Annotated in this window: 13 protein-coding genes; 8 read left to right on the forward strand and 5 right to left on the reverse strand. The window is 62.9% G+C overall.

All coding sequences use genetic code 11. From position 1 onward, the window contains the following. Nucleotides 1-10: 10 nt before the first annotated feature. On the forward strand, nt 11-760 hold the full coding sequence (locus tag HPO_RS02750) for a DUF72 domain-containing protein (protein ID WP_035594125.1): 750 nt from the start codon (nt 11-13) through the stop codon (nt 758-760). Between the two features lie 23 nt (nt 761-783). Here HPO_RS02750 and HPO_RS02755 read toward each other — a convergent pair whose 3' ends face one another. Beyond that, a complete protein-coding gene (locus HPO_RS02755; protein ID WP_035594128.1) occupies nt 784-2,073 on the reverse strand; it encodes an O-acetylhomoserine aminocarboxypropyltransferase/cysteine synthase family protein in 1,290 nt (429 codons plus the stop codon). Between the two features lie 50 nt (nt 2,074-2,123). After that, nucleotides 2,124-2,969, reverse strand: a complete 846-nt coding sequence (gene ypfJ / locus HPO_RS02760; RefSeq protein ID WP_035594131.1) for a KPN_02809 family neutral zinc metallopeptidase — start codon at nt 2,967-2,969, stop codon at nt 2,124-2,126. Nucleotides 2,970-3,192: 223 nt separating this feature from the next. Between ypfJ and HPO_RS02765 the strand changes: the two genes are divergently transcribed. After that, nucleotides 3,193-3,981 carry a transglutaminase-like domain-containing protein gene (locus HPO_RS02765; protein ID WP_035594133.1) on the forward strand — a complete coding sequence of 263 codons (789 nt, stop codon included), beginning with the start codon at nt 3,193-3,195 and terminating at the stop codon, nt 3,979-3,981. An 82-nt stretch (nt 3,982-4,063) separates the two neighbouring features. Here the strand turns inward: HPO_RS02765 and HPO_RS02770 are convergent, their stop codons facing one another. From HPO_RS02770 to HPO_RS02780, 3 genes are read right to left on the reverse strand one after another with little or no spacing between them, the layout of a single operon-like run. Next, nucleotides 4,064-4,927 carry an alpha/beta fold hydrolase gene (locus HPO_RS02770; protein ID WP_051612198.1) on the reverse strand — a complete coding sequence of 288 codons (864 nt, stop codon included), beginning with the start codon at nt 4,925-4,927 and terminating at the stop codon, nt 4,064-4,066. A gap of 1 nt (nt 4,928) precedes the next feature. Beyond that, the gene (locus tag HPO_RS02775; RefSeq protein ID WP_035594135.1) at nt 4,929-5,840 is read right to left on the reverse strand and encodes an ABC transporter permease; all 912 of its coding nucleotides are present in this window, start codon (nt 5,838-5,840) and stop codon (nt 4,929-4,931) included. Next, the gene (locus tag HPO_RS02780; protein WP_051612199.1) at nt 5,840-6,805 is read right to left on the reverse strand and encodes an ABC transporter permease; all 966 of its coding nucleotides are present in this window, start codon (nt 6,803-6,805) and stop codon (nt 5,840-5,842) included. Before HPO_RS02780 ends, HPO_RS02775 begins: the two co-directional genes overlap by 1 nt. Nucleotides 6,806-6,945: 140 nt before the next feature. On the opposite strand from HPO_RS02780, the gene HPO_RS02785 reads away from it, so the two are divergent. The 6 genes from HPO_RS02785 to HPO_RS02810 all read left to right on the forward strand — a co-directional run bounded on the left by HPO_RS02785 (nt 6,946) and on the right by HPO_RS02810 (nt 15,995). Then, a complete protein-coding gene (locus tag HPO_RS02785; protein ID WP_035594137.1) occupies nt 6,946-7,356 on the forward strand; it encodes a protein tyrosine phosphatase family protein in 411 nt (136 codons plus the stop codon). A 113-nt stretch (nt 7,357-7,469) separates the two neighbouring features. Then, nucleotides 7,470-8,408, forward strand: coding sequence for an ATP-grasp domain-containing protein (locus HPO_RS02790; protein ID WP_035594139.1), 939 nt, complete (start codon nt 7,470-7,472; stop codon nt 8,406-8,408). A gap of 32 nt (nt 8,409-8,440) precedes the next feature. Further along, on the forward strand, nt 8,441-9,337 hold the full coding sequence (locus HPO_RS02795) for an MBL fold metallo-hydrolase (protein WP_035594142.1): 897 nt from the start codon (nt 8,441-8,443) through the stop codon (nt 9,335-9,337). A 185-nt stretch (nt 9,338-9,522) separates the two neighbouring features. Further along, nucleotides 9,523-11,142 carry a peptide ABC transporter substrate-binding protein gene (locus HPO_RS02800; RefSeq protein WP_035594145.1) on the forward strand — a complete coding sequence of 540 codons (1,620 nt, stop codon included), beginning with the start codon at nt 9,523-9,525 and terminating at the stop codon, nt 11,140-11,142. A gap of 77 nt (nt 11,143-11,219) precedes the next feature. After that, complete coding sequence (locus tag HPO_RS02805) at nt 11,220-12,617, forward strand: 2OG-Fe(II) oxygenase family protein (RefSeq protein ID WP_051612200.1); 1,398 nt, start codon at nt 11,220-11,222, stop codon at nt 12,615-12,617. A gap of 261 nt (nt 12,618-12,878) precedes the next feature. After that, entirely contained in the window at nt 12,879-15,995 is a 3,117-nt protein-coding gene (locus HPO_RS02810; protein ID WP_084324121.1) for a TonB-dependent receptor domain-containing protein, read from the forward strand. Nucleotides 15,996-16,038: the final 43 nt, after the last annotated feature.

The following is a 16,038-nucleotide window of genomic DNA, read 5'->3' on the forward strand; positions in this document are numbered from 1 at the left end:
GGAGAGCTCCATGCCCCATCCCATTCGTGCCGGTATTGGCGGGTGGAATTATGAGCCCTGGCGGGAGACATTCTATCCGCCGGAGGTGAAGAAGGCGGGAGAGCTCGCCTATGCGAGCAGGCAGGTAACGGCCATTGAGATCAATTCGACCTTTTATCGCGGCCAGAGCGAGGCGACATTTGCAAAGTGGGCGGAAGAAGTGCCCGAAGATTTCCGCTTCACCGTGAAGGCGCACCGGGCGACCACGATCCGCAAGACTGTGGAGGACATGCGCAGCTCGGTCGGCATGTTCATTGAGGGCGGTGTGACGGCGATGGGCGAGAAGCTCGGCGCGATCAACTGGCAGTTTCCCGAAACGCGCAAGTTTGACGACGACTATTTCGGGGCTTTCTGTTCCTGCCTGCCGCCTGAGCATAAAGGCGTGCGCCTGCGCCATGCCATCGAGGTGCGCAATGACACCTTCCGGAATGAGGCGTTTACGGATCTTATGCGCCAGCATGGCTGCGCCGTGGTATTCGCCGATGATCCGGACTGGCCGATGCCGGACATCGAAACGGCAGACTTCGCCTATGCCCGCCTGCAGCAGACGCGCAGCGAGCTTGAGACCGGCTACCCGCCTGCCGAACTGGACGCCTGGGCGAAGACACTCAAGGGCTGGGCGAAGAAGCGCGAGGTATTCGCTTTCTTCATTGCCGGAGCCAAGGAGCGCAACCCGGCAGCGGCCAAGGCACTGATCGAGCGGGTGGGGCGGCCCGGATAGGGCCGCCCTCCGCAAGAAGAAGCTCAGCCCGCTGCGTTCAGGGCTTGGTCAAGGTCTGCGATCAGGTCTTCGGTGCCTTCGATGCCGATGGATAGGCGAACCACATCCGGGGCGGCGCCGGCGGCGACCTTCTGTTCGTCTGTCAGCTGACGATGCGTGGTAGAGGCCGAGTGGATGACGAGGCTGCGCGCGTCGCCAAGGTTTGCCACATGGCTGAAGAGTTTCAGCGCCGCGACAAACTTCGTGCAGGCTTCGTAGCCGCCTTTCAGCTGAACCGTGAAGAGGGCGCCGGGGCCTTTGGGGGTGATGCGTTTGGCGCGCTCGCGATAAGGCGAGGAGGCAAGGCCCGGATAGGTGACGCTGGCAACGGCGGGGTGCTTTTCCAGCCATTCGGCGACCTTCTGGGCATTGGCGATATGCTTTTCCATCCGCAGCGAGAGGGTTTCGATGCCCATCAGAGTATAGTGGGCGCCCTGCGGGTTCATGGTCATGCCAAGATCGCGCAGGCCGATGGCGATGCCATGGAAGGTGAAGGCGGCCGGGCCAAAGGTCTCGTGGAATTTCAGGCCGTGATAGGCCGGCTCAGGCGACGAGAGGGAGGGGAATTTATCCGAGGCTGACCAGTTGAACTTGCCCGAGTCGATGATCGCCCCGCCGGTGACCGTGCCATTGCCGGTCATGTATTTCGTCAGCGAGTGAACGACGAGCGTGGCGCCGTGTTCGATGGGGCGGCAGAGGTAGGGTGTGGCGGTTGTGTTGTCGACGATCAGCGGAATGCCGGCGTCGTCTGCGATTTTCGCCAGCGCGTCGAGGTCGCTGATATAGCCGCCGGGATTGGCGATGGTTTCGCAGAAGATGGCGCGGGTGTTTTCGTCAATCGCGCCTTTGACGGCATCGAGATTTTCCGTGTCGATGAGTTTGGCTGACCAGCCGAAGCGTTTGAAGGTCTGGGTGAACTGGGTGATCGTGCCGCCATAGAGGCGGGAGGAGGCGACGATATTCTTGCCCGGCCCCATCAGCGGAAATAGAGCCATGATCTGGGCGGCATGGCCTGACGAGCAGCAGACCGCGCCCGCGCCGCCTTCCAGCGCGGCAAGCCGGCTCTGCAGCGCGCCGATGGTGGGGTTGGTGAGGCGGGAATAGATGTAGCCGACTTCCTGCAGGCCGAAGAGGGCAGCGGCATGATCTGCGTCGCGGAAGACATAGGCAGTGGTCTGATAGATCGGTACCTGACGCGCGCCGGTGGCGGGGTCTGGCGCTGTGCCGGCATGGATCTGGGCGGTGGCAAAATCTTTATAGGTGCCGTCAGTCATCGACGTACTCCCTTGATGGTTTCTCGTGGTTTAGTCTGATCCGTGGGGGATCAGTTGAATGTGTTGCAGGTGTTCGGATCGCCGCTGTCATAGCCCCGGCGCAGCCAGGTCATGCGTTGTTCGGCGGTGCCATGGGTGAAGTTTTCCGGCGTGACGCGGCCCTGCATGCGTTTCTGGATCATGTCGTCGCCGATGGCGTTGGCGGTTTTGAGGCCTTCTTCCAGGTCGCCGGGTTCGAGCGCGACGGCGCCGCCGGAGGCGCGGGCGGCATTGGCGGCCCAGAAGCCGGCATAGCAATCGGCCTGAAGTTCCAGGGCGATGGAATACTGGTTGGCCTCTTCCTGGCTGCGCGCCTGCTGCTGGGCCTGGCGCACCTGTTGGGAGGCGCCGGTCAGCGTCTGAACATGGTGGCCGAATTCATGCGCGATGACATAGGCGCGGGCAAACTCTGCGCCGGACGCGCCGAGCTGGGTTTCCATGTCCTGCCAGAAGGAGAGGTCGAGATAGACCGTCTGATCGGCGGGGCAGTAGAAAGGCCCCATGGCGGACTGGCCGAAGCCGCAGCCGGTACCCGTGCCCTGCTCATAGAGGACGACGCGGGGCGGGGTGTAGCCTTGCAGCGAGCCCTGCCACACATCGTTGATATTGGCGCCGATGACATCGACGAACTGGCCGGCTTCATCGGCGGGCGTGCCTTCGACGCCGGCCTGCTGCGTGGCGGTGCCCTGCTGCGAGCTGGCCATTTCGGCGATCTGCTGGGGCTCCATCCCGAAGACGAAATAGCCGATCAGCGCGAGGATGATGATGCCGATGCCACCGCCGCCAACGGCTGCGCCGGGGCTCATGCCGCGCCGGTCTTCAATATTGCCGCCCCTGCGTCCGCCTTGCCATTTCATCGTTGATGTCTCCTCGCGGGACTAGCCCCCGGCCTGTTGCCGCATACCCTATAGCCAGGGGGGGCTTCACGCCAGCGCCGGTGCAGCGGCCAGGCTTCAGCGCGGCGTATTTCTTTCCGCTCTGGTTCAGCCCGTTGCAACGAAATCGAGGGTTGCGCGCTTGATGAACTGAGCGCTGCCGGATCGGCGCTCATCCCGTTTCAGCATTTCAGGACGCTTTTCCATGCGCGTGAAGATAGACGCTTCGCTTGCCTATCACTTTGCCCAGCCTGCCGATGTGCTGCTCTCGCTCGAGGCCATCCGGGCCGGGGATCAGCAGATTGTATCTGACCGGTTGATCGTCACGCCGCCGTTCGCGCTGACGCGGGCGGAGGGACCGGAGGACCTTGGCCGCCGGCAATGGATGGCCGCGTCGGGGGATGTGACCATTGCCTATGAAGGGCTGGTGGAGGTGTCGCGCGGGCCGGTCAATCTCGCCGGGCTGCTGGTGCCACCCCGGCCGGAGTTGCCCTATGATGTGATCAGCTACCTGCTGCCGAGCCGGTATTGCGAATCCGACAAGCTGGCCCCGTTTGCCGAGACGACTTTCAGCGGCCTGGAGGGGGGTGACCTTGTGCTGGGCATGGCGGCCTGGATTTATGACAATTTCGAATATGCCCCCGGCGCCAGTAATGCGGCGACAACGGCGACTGATAGCTTTCTGATGCGGCGTGGGGTTTGCCGGGATTTTGCGCATACTCTCATCAGCCTTTGCAGGGCGATGGGCGTGCCCGCGCGGATGGTGTCGGCCTACGCGCCCGCAATCAAGCCGCCTGATTTTCATGCGGTGGTGGAGGTGTGGCTAGGTCATGGCTGGCACCTGATCGACCCGACGCGGCTCTCACGCGAGGAGGTACTGGTGCGCATTGCCATCGGCCGGGACGCGACCGATATCAGCTTCATGACAATCTTTGGCGCAGCTGAGCTGCGCGACCAGCGGGTGGCCGTCGAGCTAGTACCAGGCGAGGGCTGATGCGCCTTTGGCCGGACTGGCGGGTCCATCCGGGCTCGGAGCAGTTCTTGTGGCTCACGAATGGGCGTGGGAGGTGAGGGACTCAGCGCCCGGCGTTCAGGAAAGCGATGATTGCTTCGGAGAAAGCGGGGTCGGCGACGGCGGAGAGGTGAGTGCCGCTGAGTTGCACATAGTCTGCTCCCGGAATGATCTCTGCGAGCTTCGGGCCGGAGCCGTTGTCGAGGTCCTGGTCGCCGGTGAGGACGAGGGTGGGGAGGGCGAAGGTTTCGAGCAGGTCGCGGCCGGTATAGAGGCGGGCGGCAAGGGCGGCGCGGAAGCCTTCGAGGGTACCGCCGGTGGCCTTGGCGCGGGCCTTCATCGCTTTGGCGGCGGGCGTGTCCTCGCCGGCGATGGCCGCATCGAGCGCGGCGCGGAAGGCGGTGTTGCGATCGGTGTTGGCCTCATCGGCCGCCGCGTCTCCGATGCCGCCGAGGATGAGGCGTTCCCCATCACGCGAGAGGAGATGATAGCGCAGGGCGCTGAGCGCGCCCATCGAATAGCCCACCACGCCATAGGGCTTTTGCCCCAGGTGTTTCGCCAGTGCGATCTGGTCGCGGGCGATGGCATCGCGCGGCCAGGGGGCGTCTGGATCTGCCACCGGCGAGGCGCCATGGCCGCGCAGGTCCGGCGCAATCACCATGTATCCGGCGGCGGTGATCTTCTGGGCGATGCCGGGGCCGAACCAGTTCACCTCGGCATTGCCGCTGAAGCCGTGGAGGAGGAGAACGGGCGGGCCTTCGCCGAGCGTCTGGTAGCTGATGACCGTGCCGTCGAACGAGGTGAAAGTGTGGACGGCGGGTTGGGGCATGGACATTTCGGCCTCTGTTTGTGGCGACGCATAGGCTGGTGCAATCAGCGTGGCCGTCAATGCCAGGCTGAGCGCTGCGGCCTTGAGCATGCCGGGCATGTCAACGCTCTTTCGGGTCGAGCGCGTCGCGCAGGCCGTCGCCGATGAAGTTGAGGCAGAGGAGGGCAACCGACATGACGCCCGCCGGGATGAGCAACATCCAGGGCTTGTCTTCCATCATCCGCGCGCCATCGGAAATGAGCACGCCAAGGGAGGTCAGCGGCTCGTTCACGCCGAGGCCGAGGAAGGAGAGGAAGCTCTCTGCCAGGATGACCACGGGGATGGTGAGCGTGACATAGACAGCCACCGGGCCGATGACGTTGGGCAGGATGTGGCGGAAGATGATGCCGCGCCGGGAGACGCCGGCGGCGCGGGCGGCCTCGATGAACTCCTTGCCCTTGATGGCGAGCGTCTGCCCCCGGACGATGCGGCTCATCGTCAGCCATTCGATGGCGCCGATGGCGGCAAAGATCAGCACGATGTTGCGCTCGAACACGGTGAGCAGGAGGATGACGAAGAAGATGAAGGGCAGGGCGTAGAGCACATCGACGAAGCGCATCATCAGATTGTCGATGCGCCCGCCCAGATAGCCTGCCGTGGCGCCCCAGGTGACGCCGATGACGAGGGAGACGGCGGTGGCGACGACACCGACGAGCAGCGAGATGCGCAGGCCGATCATGGTGCGCGCGAAGAGATCGCGGCCCTGAAGGTCTGTGCCGAAGATGTGCCAGTTCTCGAAGGTGGGGTTGATGGTGCGCAGGTCTGAAATCGTGCGGTAGTCATGCACCCAGACCATCGGGCCGAAGATGGCGACGAGGACCAGGAAACCGAGAATCCACATCGAAACAACAGCGGCGCGATTGCGCAGGAGGCGGGCGCGGGCGTCATCCCAGAGGGAGCGGCCCCCGGCAATGGCGGTCTTGACGGCCTCGACGCGGCCGGTCGGGTCAAGGATCGGATCGATATGCGCCATCAGTCGTATTTCACTTTCGGATCGAGCATCGCGTAGAGGATGTCTGCGACGAGGTTGAGTACGATGATCAGGGCGGCGTAGACGATGATCGCGCCCATCACGAGCGTATAGTCGCGATTGAGGGCGCCATCGACGAAATAGCTGCCGAGGCCGGGCAGGCTGAAGATCTTCTCGATCACCACGGAGCCGGTCATGACCCCGGCCATCGCCGGGCCAGCATAGGAGACGAGCGGCAGCAGCGCGGAGGGCAGGGCGTGGCGCACGATTACGTCGCGTTCGGCGAGGCCCTTGGCGCGCGCGGTGCGGATATGGTTGGCGCGCATCGTCTCGATCATCGAGGCGCGCATCAGGCGCGAGATGATGGCGATCTGGGGGAGGGCGAGGGTCAGCACCGGCAGGGTCATATTATGCCAGCTCATCCCAATATTTGGCCAGGTGCCGAGACCCCCGACGGCGAAGATGCCCGCGCCGAGGGAAAGAAGCAGGATCAGGATCGGGCCGGTGACGAAGGTGGGCACCGAGATGCCGAACATGGCAAAGCCCATGACGCCGTAATCGGCCGCCGTGTTCTGCCGGAGGCCCGCGAAGATGCCCAGCGTGGTGCCAACGATCAGGGCGAAGACCATGGTGAGGGCGCCGATGGTCATCGAGATGGGCAGGCCATCGGAGATGAGATCGTTCACGCTCTTGCCGAGGGTTTTGTAAGAGGGGCCGAAATCGCCCTGAAGCACGCCGCCGACATAGCTGAAATATTGCTCGTGAAGCGGCTTATCGAGGCCGAATTTTGCGGCGATGGCGGCCTCGGTGGCCGGAGGCAGCTTGCGCTCCCCGTCGAAGGGGCCGCCCGGCGCGGCCCGCATCATGAGGAAAGCCACCGTGATGATCGCAAGCATCGTAGGGATTGCGATCAGCAGGCGCCGGAGCGTATAGCCCCACGGGATACGTCCAAAGGCGCGCTGAAGCATCGTCACAAGTAAAAAAGCCTCTTGTCACAGTGGGTTGATAAGGCTCAGGCCATCAGCCAGCTTGGCAGGGCCCCCAACACTCCTTAGCTTGTCGGGCAGACCGATCAAGCGATGGCTGCAGGAGCAGGAGAATTTAGAGTATGGCTGACATCCGCCGGGTCACTCCCGACTTTGCCGTTGCGCCGCAGATTTCCGAGGCGGACGTGGAAGAAATTGCCGCTGCCGGCTTCAAGACGATCATCGCCAATCGCCCCGATGGTGAAGGCGGGGTGGACCAGCCGCGCATGGGCCCAATTCGCGTCAAAGCCGAATCTCTGGGGCTGACATTCGCCGCCCTGCCGTTTTCCGGTGCGCCGACGCCAGAAATCGTGGAGCGGATGGCGCAGATCCTCAACGAAGCGCCTCAGCCGGTGCTGGCCTATTGCCGGACGGGCACCCGCTGCGTCACGGCCTGGGCCCTGGTTCATTCCGGGCAGGGCGCGGGGGAGGATATCATTGAGGCCGCCGCCGGGGCGGGCTATGATCTCTCCAGCCTGCGGGAACTGCTGTAATTGCAGGCAGGATCACACTTGTGCCGCAAACCGGGTGTTGATGCCGGGCGTGAGCCGTGCAAGGGCTCTCACCGTTGAGAATCCGCCTGAGAGGCGTGTCAGGAGTAGAGCGTATGTCAGGTCGCCTCTGGACCGATGATTTCAAGCTCGAAGAGGGCGCCATACTCGTCAAGAAGACGGGGCACCGGATTGTTCCTGACCTGGCGCTGGCGCACAGCATCTTTACCTGGTTCTGCTTCTATTTCTTCGTCCAGAACTGGCGCACCTGGCGCCTCCTTACCGGCCATAAACGCCCAACCATGGCGTTCTATCCCGACAAGCCGCGCCCCTGGTATTTCATCTGGTCGGTGATGCATGTGTCCGGCGCCAGGCTGGTGGACGACATCTCTACTGCCGACATTGTGATGCAGTTTGACGATTCCACCGAGACGGCCAATGACGTGCCGGCGGTAAAACCGGGCGCACATGTGCTCAACTTCGGCTGCACCGACATTTCCAAATCCCGCGTATCGGCCGCGTTCGAGAAGGCCAGCGGCGAGTCGCTGGCCGTGAACCCGACGACCTTTGCGGGCCGGATGGTCGAGAAATCTGAATTGAATGCCGCCCATGACGGCCGCATCCTGGAAGGGCCGCTGGACGCGCCGGTGGAAGGCAAGACGTATCAGCGTCTGATCGACAACGAGATTCCCGGCGGGCTGGTGGAAGACCTGCGCTGCTGCCTTGTGGGCGGCAGCCCGGTGATCGTGTTCCGCAAGCGCCGCCCGCTGGAGCGCCGCTTCCTCAACGAGAATGTGCAGGTGCTGCTGGACGAGCCGCGCAACTGCTACTCTCAGGAAGAGATCAAGATGATCGAACGCTTCGCCGCCGAGATCGGTCTCGATTGGGGCGGGGTGGATGTGCTGCGTGACCGCGCGAGCGGCAAGATTTTCATCGTGGACGCGAACAAGACCGATATGGGCCCACCCGTGGCACTGAAGCTGGGCGCCAAGCTGTGCGCCACCCGCCGCATGGCCCGCGCCTTTGCCGAGAAGTTTGCCTCCAAGAAGCGCTGATCCGACCCCAGACCTTTCTGCCGGAGGCCGACATGCCCATTCCTTTCGTCCGTGAGATCAAGTTCGAATACGGACGTGTGGATCAGGTGTCTCCGTTGGTGCGCCGCGTGATCGCGAACAATCCCGGCCCGTTCACCTATACCGGCACGGGCGTATTCATCATTGGCAGAGGCGACGTAGCGGTGATTGATCCGGGGCCGGATCTTGCCGAGCATTTCGAAGCGCTGAAAGCCGCCCTTGAAGGCGAGACGGTTACACATGTGCTCGTCACACATGGCCATTCCGACCACGCCCCGCTTGCCCGCCCGCTGGCGCAGTGGGCCGGCTGCAAGACCTACGCAAAACACCGCGGCATCGAAACTGCCGCTGATGAAGGCGGGGAGGGCGGGGCCGCCTTCGTGCCTGATGTGGAACTGGCGGACGGCGATGTGATTTCTGGTCCCGGCTGGACGCTGGAGACAATCGAGACACCCGGCCACACGGCCAACCATATCTGCTTTGCCCTGCGCGAAGAGAACGCCTGCTTCACCGGCGACCATATCATGGGCTGGTCGACCACGGTGGTCTCCCCGCCCGATGGGGATATGGGCGCCTATATGGAGAGCCTGGAAAAGATCCGTACACGAGGCTTTGAAATGCTGTGGCCGACGCATGGTGAGGGCGTTCGCGGCAAGGCGTTCGTGGACACGTTCATCGGCGAATATGCCGCCCACCGCCGGGCGCGGGAGGCCGCGATCCTCGGCCAGATGAAGGCCGGGCAGACCAGCATTCCGGATATTGTCTCGGTGCTCTATGCCGAGGTGGATAAGCGCCTGCATCCGGCCGCCGCGCTGAGCGTGCTGGGCCATATGATCGACCTGGTGCGCCGCGGCGCCGTCACCACGCCCGACAGCGCCCCGACCACGCGGTCCCGCTTCGAGCTTGTCTGAAAAGCAGTAATTTGCGCGCCTGCCCGTCCTGCAGGGCATGAATAGTGCTGATGCGGGAAAGCTGCGCAGCGCAAATCAAGGCTGCGTGTTCTCTGCCGGTAGGACTTTGCATTTTCGCCTGGGTCTGGCACCAAACCTGACAAGTTCGACAGATTGTCGATGATCAGGTGTTTGAGGAGGTGCCGATGAAAATGAAATCCCTGCTGGCTGGCGCGGCCAGTGCGATCATGGTGGCGGCGCTGGCCGCCTGTGGTGGTGGCGGATCGGGCAGCGATGTGCCGACGCTGCGCCGGGGCATTTCGGCCAAGGTCGACACGCTGGACCCGCACAAATCCTCCGCCGCCTGGGAGAACATTATCATCGGCGACATGATGATCGGCCTGACGACGGATGACGCTGACGGCAAGCCGGTTCCGGGTATGGCGGAGAGCTGGGAGGTCGATGACACGGGCACCGTCTGGACCTTCAAGCTCGGCGACTACACCTGGTCGGACGGCACGCCGGTGACGGCAGAGGACTTTGTGTTTGCCTTCCGCCGCATCCAGGACCCGACGGTTGCTTCCCAATATGCCTCGATGCTGTGGCTGGTGAAGAATGCCGAGAAGGTGAACAATGGCGACCTGCCGCCCGAGGAAATGGGCGTGCGGGCGATCGACGAGAAGACCTTCGAGATCACCCTCGAATATCCCGCGCCCTATCTGCCGGGCCTGCTCTCTCATTACACGACCTTCCCGGTGCCGCGTCAGGCGGTGGAGACCTATGGCGATGCCTGGATCCAGCCGCAGAACATCGTGGTGAACGGCCCCTACAAGCTGGTTTACTGGCGTACGGGCGACCAGCTGGTGGCAGAGAAGAACCCCACCGGCTTTGGCGCGGCTGAGGCCTGCTTTGACCGCGTGGTGTATTTCGAGATCGAGAATGAGGCGGCCTATGAGAACAAGATCTCGGCCGGTGAACTCGACATCAACAATGCCTTCTCCGGCCCGCGCCAGAGCGAGATCGAGGCGAAGTTTCCAGGCTGGGTGCGCACCGGGCCGGGCCTGCTGACCACCTATTGGAGCTATAACCAGCAGCGCGCCCCCTTCAACGATGTGCGCGTGCGCAAGGCGCTCTCCATGGCGCTCGACCGTGAGTTCATGGTGCGCAATGTGATGACGCCCGGCTTCCAGGCGGCCTATTCCTTCGTGCCGCCAGAAATGAGCAATTATGATGTGCCGCGTCCGCATGTTTCCTGGGAGAGCATGCCGCGCGCCGAGCGTCTGGAAGAAGCGCGCCGCCTGCTGCAGGAAGCTGGTTTCGGCCCGTCCAACCCGCTGCGCTTTGAATTCACTCACCGCTCGACCGGTGACAATCCGAAAGTCGCCCCGGTAGCCCAGCAGAACTGGGCGGAGATTGGCGACTGGGTACAGCCCACCATTGTGCGCCAGGATACCAAGGTGCTCTATGCCCGCCTGCGCCAGAATGACTTCCAGGTGTCGGATGGTGCCTGGCTGGCGGACTTCGATGATCCGATCAACTTCCTCTACCTGCTGCAATCGACTACCGGCCAGCAGAACTATGGCCGCTATGCCAATGCCGAATATGACGCGCTGCTGAACCAGTCGAACCTGGAGCTGGACCTGCAGAAGCGCGCAGAAATCTTCGCCCGGGCCGAGGCGCTGATGCTGGAGGAGTATCCGATCACGCCGATGTGGGTGCAGGTGACGCAAAATCTGGTCGACCCCGCCCTGACCGGCTGGGAAGACAACGCCAAAGACATCCACCGCTCGCGCTTCCTCTGCCGCGACGGACTGAAAGCTGACTGATGCCGGGGAGGGGGCCTTGGGGCCCCCTCGCTCATCCGCTTCAAGCCGGGCCTTTCCGGTGAGTGACGTGACCGTCCATGCAACCAACTCTTGCGAACCTGACCGAGGAAGCCCAGCGCCTGAAAGCGGCGGGGCGGATAGACGAGGCGATCAACGCCTATCGCCGCGCCGTTTCACTCTATCCGGGCAACGGGGTGGCGCTGCACAATCTGGCCGGCGCGCTCGGTGATGTGGCCGCCCATGCAGAGGCGGAGACGATGGCCGCTTCCGCCCTGAAGACGGGGCTCGACGCGCCGGAGACCTGGCTGGTACTGGCACGGGCGCAGCTTGGACAGGGAAAGCTGGAGCCTTCCCGTAAAAGCTATGCCGAGGTAATCCGGCGGCGGCCGGACATGCTGCCGGCGCAATTCGAGATGGCGCAGCTGGTGTGGATGTCGACCGGTGACCGGGAGGCGGCCCTGGCGGATATCCGCGCGGCTGCGGCCCGGCCCGGCGCGCCGGTGATGCTGCGGTTTCTCGAAGCGCAGGCTCTGGAGTTCATGGAAGAGCCCGCCGGCGCCCGCGCAGCGCTGGAGCCGGCGCTTCAGCACGCAGACTGCCCTTCCGAGATATTGGCGCTTGCAGCGGACATCGAGGCACGTCTCGGGCGCCCGGACTTGGCGGTCGGGCTGGCGGAGCGCGCTTTTGCCATGGCGGCGGGCCACCCTGGCGCTCTGGAAGCCTTGATCCGGGCGCGGCTTGCGGCGGGAGATGGTGAGGGCGCCTCAGCGGCGGCGGCGGACCTGACCCGCCGGCAGCCCGGCAATCAGCACGCGCTTGCCTTGCAGGCGACTGCCTGGCGGATGCTGGGCGATAGCCGCTACCGCGACCTCTACGATTATGGACGATTCGTATCTGTCGACCCTCTTGATGTGCCCAAAGGTTGGGCAGACCTGGACGCGTATGTCCTGGACCTCGCCGCGGAGCTGAAACAGGCTCACCCCTTCCGGACCCACCCTTTCGGGCATTCTGTGAGGTATGGGAGCCAACGCCCGCATATCCTGATGCTGCAGACCCCGGCGATTGCCGCCTTTCTTGAGGCGCTGCAGGGGCCGCTGAGCCGGCATCTGCAGCGGATAGGGCAGGGGAGCGATGTTCTGACCCGCCGGAATACCGGCCGCGTGGGGATGATCGGCAACTGGTCGGTCTGGCTGCGGCCGGGGGGATATCATGTCGACCATGTGCATCAGGAAGGGTGGCTGTCTTCGGCCTGCTATATTGAGTTGCCCCCGGCGGTGAATGCGGGCGGCAAGGAAGGCTGGCTGCGGTTTGGGCGGCCCGGCATTCCCGTTGCCGGCGGGCCGGAAGCTGAACATTGGGTGCGGCCGGAGCCGGGCGTGGTGGCGCTTTTCCCATCCTACATGTGGCATGGCACCGAGGCTTTTACAGGCACGCAGCCGCGCCTGACGATCGCGTTTGATCTGGTGCCAATCTGAACGCTGCCTGAACAGGAATTTTGGCGGCATGCCCGCGACTATTTGCGAATTATTGCGCTGAAATGGCGAAAACGCCGTAAATCTTGCGCCAAACCGTGGTGCCCAAAAAGCACACAGGGGGAAGATGATGCCCCCACAGCATAAATTTCCGGATTGATTGTTTTGTAACAGAACTGCAATGTTGCCGTTCAGGGCGTTACCGTGAGCGCGTTTTACGCGTCAGCGGATCATTTTTGGTTTTAACGGGGAGTTATGGCGGACATGGCCAGAACCAATTACAATAGTTTTCTCTACCGCACGGCCGCCATCACGGCGCTGTGCTCCAGCCTCGTCTTCACGGCGGCGGCCCAAACGGCCGAAGAGGCTGAAGATGCACCGGTAACGACCACCCAGGCGCCGGCTGTTGAAGACGAAGCGCGTCAGGATGTTGTCCGGGTTACCGGTTCGCGCCTGAACAATCCCTATACGAGCATCGCCCCGCTCGACATCATCACGGCCGACTCGGCCAGCCTCAAAGGCATCTCTGACGTAGGTAAGCTGCTCCAGACGGCAACTGTTGCCGCCGGCGCGCCGCAGGTGACCGCAGCAACCTCTGCTGCCTTCGTCCAGAACGGCGGTATCGGTACGGAAACCGTCTCGCTGCGCGGCCTGGGCGCCAACCGCACGCTGACCCTGATCAACGGCCGCCGGGCCGGCCCCGCCGGTACGCGCGGCGGCGTTTCGGCATTCGACCTTAACGCCATTCCGCTCTCGGCTGTTCAGAACGTCGAGATCCTGAAAGACGGCGCCTCTTCGATCTACGGTTCTGACGCCGTTGCCGGTGTTGTGAACATCATCACGAAGAAAGACGCTGGCTCGGAAGTGAACTTCTTCTACAGCGGCCCGGAAGAGGGCGGCGGTGAAGAACTGCGTGCCAGCGGCACCTGGAGCGGCAAGGTGACCGATCGCGGCAACCTGCTGGTCTCGCTCGACTACTTCAAGCGTGAGGAGCTTGCACAAGGCGATCGCAGCTATTTCAGCTGTGGCCAGCCTTACATCTACAATCAGGACGGCTCCCGCGCCGATCTGATCGACCCCACCACCGGCACCTACAAGTGTCAGGACCTGCTCTGGGGCCATATCTGGATGTATGACTATCTCAGCCCCGGCGCCATTGGCCGTCCGTGGCAGGGCCGTCCGCAGCTTCTGCAGTATGACTATGATGGCACGCTGGCTGCCAACGGAGTTGCTCCCTGGGGGCCGAACTCCTTCGGTCTCGGCATGAATGCTCCCTGGTATCCGATGGGGCTTGGCGAACTGACGCTGCCGGGCGCGACGCCGGATCCGTTCTATGGTCCGACGGCACTGCTTTCCGAAGCTCTGCTGAACTATGACCATCCGTTCCAGGATCGGCAGACTATGGTTCCGGAAGTCGAGCGGATGACGTTCTACGCCAATGGCGATTATGAACTGACCGACTCAATGACGCTGTATGGCGAAGTGCTGGTCAACCGCCGCGAAACCAAAGTGAACGGCTACCGCCAGTTCTGGCAGTATGACTATGTGCTGAACCTTTTCGGCGACCTCTACAACTACTATTACGAGCAGTATGCTCCGGGTGCGGCACCTGGCGAAGCGCACGGCTTCCAGTATGCGACGGACGACGTGTATGTGATCGGGATGAGCCCCACGGCGATTACCGACCACAACAGGGACAAGATCACCGTCGACTACATCAACGCCGTTGTCGGGGCTAAAGGTGATTTCGCGGTTCCGGGCTGGAACTGGGATGCCTTCTTCCAGTTCTCGCGTTCGGATGGTGAATATCAGAATGACATCATCTTCAATGATGCCATTGCGCCGTATCGCTACTGGATCGGTACGCCTTGCGGACCGGGCGATGTGACCCCTGTGCGCGGCGTTGCCTGCCGCACGCCGGATTGGTACAGCCCTGAATTCCTGGCGGGCAATATCTCCCAGGCCGACCGGGACTTCCTCTTCGGGGTCGATACCGGCACGACGATCTACGAACAGTCGCAGCTCGAACTCTTCCTCGACGGTCCGCTGTTCACGCTGCCGGCTGGCGAAGTGCGCGGTGGTATCGGCTTCAGCCGTATCCATGAACGTATCAACGATATTCCGGGCGAAAACACCCGGATTGGCAACGCCTGGGGCACGTCGAGCGCCGGCATCACCCGTGGCCGCAAGATGACCCGCGCGGTCTTCGGTGAGGTCTCGATCCCGGTGGTGAAGGACCTTCCGCTTGCGGAAGCTGTTGACCTGTCGCTCTCGGCGCGTCTGACGGATGTGGACGTGTATGGTTCGGACACGACCTACAAGGCTGGCCTCGGCTGGCAGATCACGCCGACCGTACGGGCACGCACAAGCTATGGCACGTCGTTCCGCGCACCGGCCCTGTTCGAACTGTTCCTCGCTGGTCAGACGAGCTTCCTCCCGCAGCGTAACATCGACCCCTGTATCAACTGGGGTTCGGCTCTGGCTAACGGCAACATCTCCCAGCGCCTGGCAGACAACTGCGCCGCAGATGGTATCCTGCCGACGCACACGGGTTCGGGCTCTTCGGCCACGATCATCTCCTCGGGTAACGCCACTGGCAACCTGCAGGCCGAAACCTCGGACGCCTTCAACATCGGTCTCGTATGGGCACCGAACTTCGCAGATCTGCGGATGTCGATCGACTATTACGAGATCAAGGTTGATGGTCAGATCGACCAGCTTGGGCCTGCGACAATTGTTGCCGGGTGCTACAATTCTGACAATTTCGGAACGGACCCGCTCTGCCAGCTGTTCACCCGGAATACTCAGAACGACCTGATTGAGACGGTTACGGATAACTTCATCAACATCGCCAAACAGTCAGTGAATGGTGTCGACGTTGCCGCAACCTACAGCCGTGACTTCAGCTTCGGTACGCTGACGATCGACACCTCGCACACATTTACGCTCGAGAGCGAGTTCCAGCTGCTCCCGACCAGCGTTCCGCAGGACTACACCGGCGAAGCCGGCCGTCCTGAGTGGGTGGGTGAAGTTTCGTTCGCATTCGAACGCGGCCCGTGGTCGGCATTCTATGGCCTGGACTTTATCGGCAAGACGTCGAACGTTGCCAGCTATGGCGGCAATACGGGCACCTATTTCGGTGTGCCGGTTGTCTTCAAACTGGAAACCGAGCAGACGACCTACCACAATGCATCTCTCGGCCGGGAACTGCCCTACGACATCAACGTGCGGGTGGGTGTGGCCAACATCTTCGACGAGCATCCGCCGGCGGTCACCACGCTGGGGCTGGGCGAATACAACACCGTGGGTACCTCGGCGTTCTACTCGCAGTATGACTGGATGGGTCGCCGCTTCTTCGTGAACCTGAGCAAAAAGTTCTAGACTTCACGCGGGAAAGAACCGAAAGCGGCGGGTGCCTCACCCG

This window comes from Hyphomonas polymorpha PS728, assembly GCF_000685315.1.
In the GTDB taxonomy this organism is placed as follows: domain Bacteria; phylum Pseudomonadota; class Alphaproteobacteria; order Caulobacterales; family Hyphomonadaceae; genus Hyphomonas; species Hyphomonas polymorpha.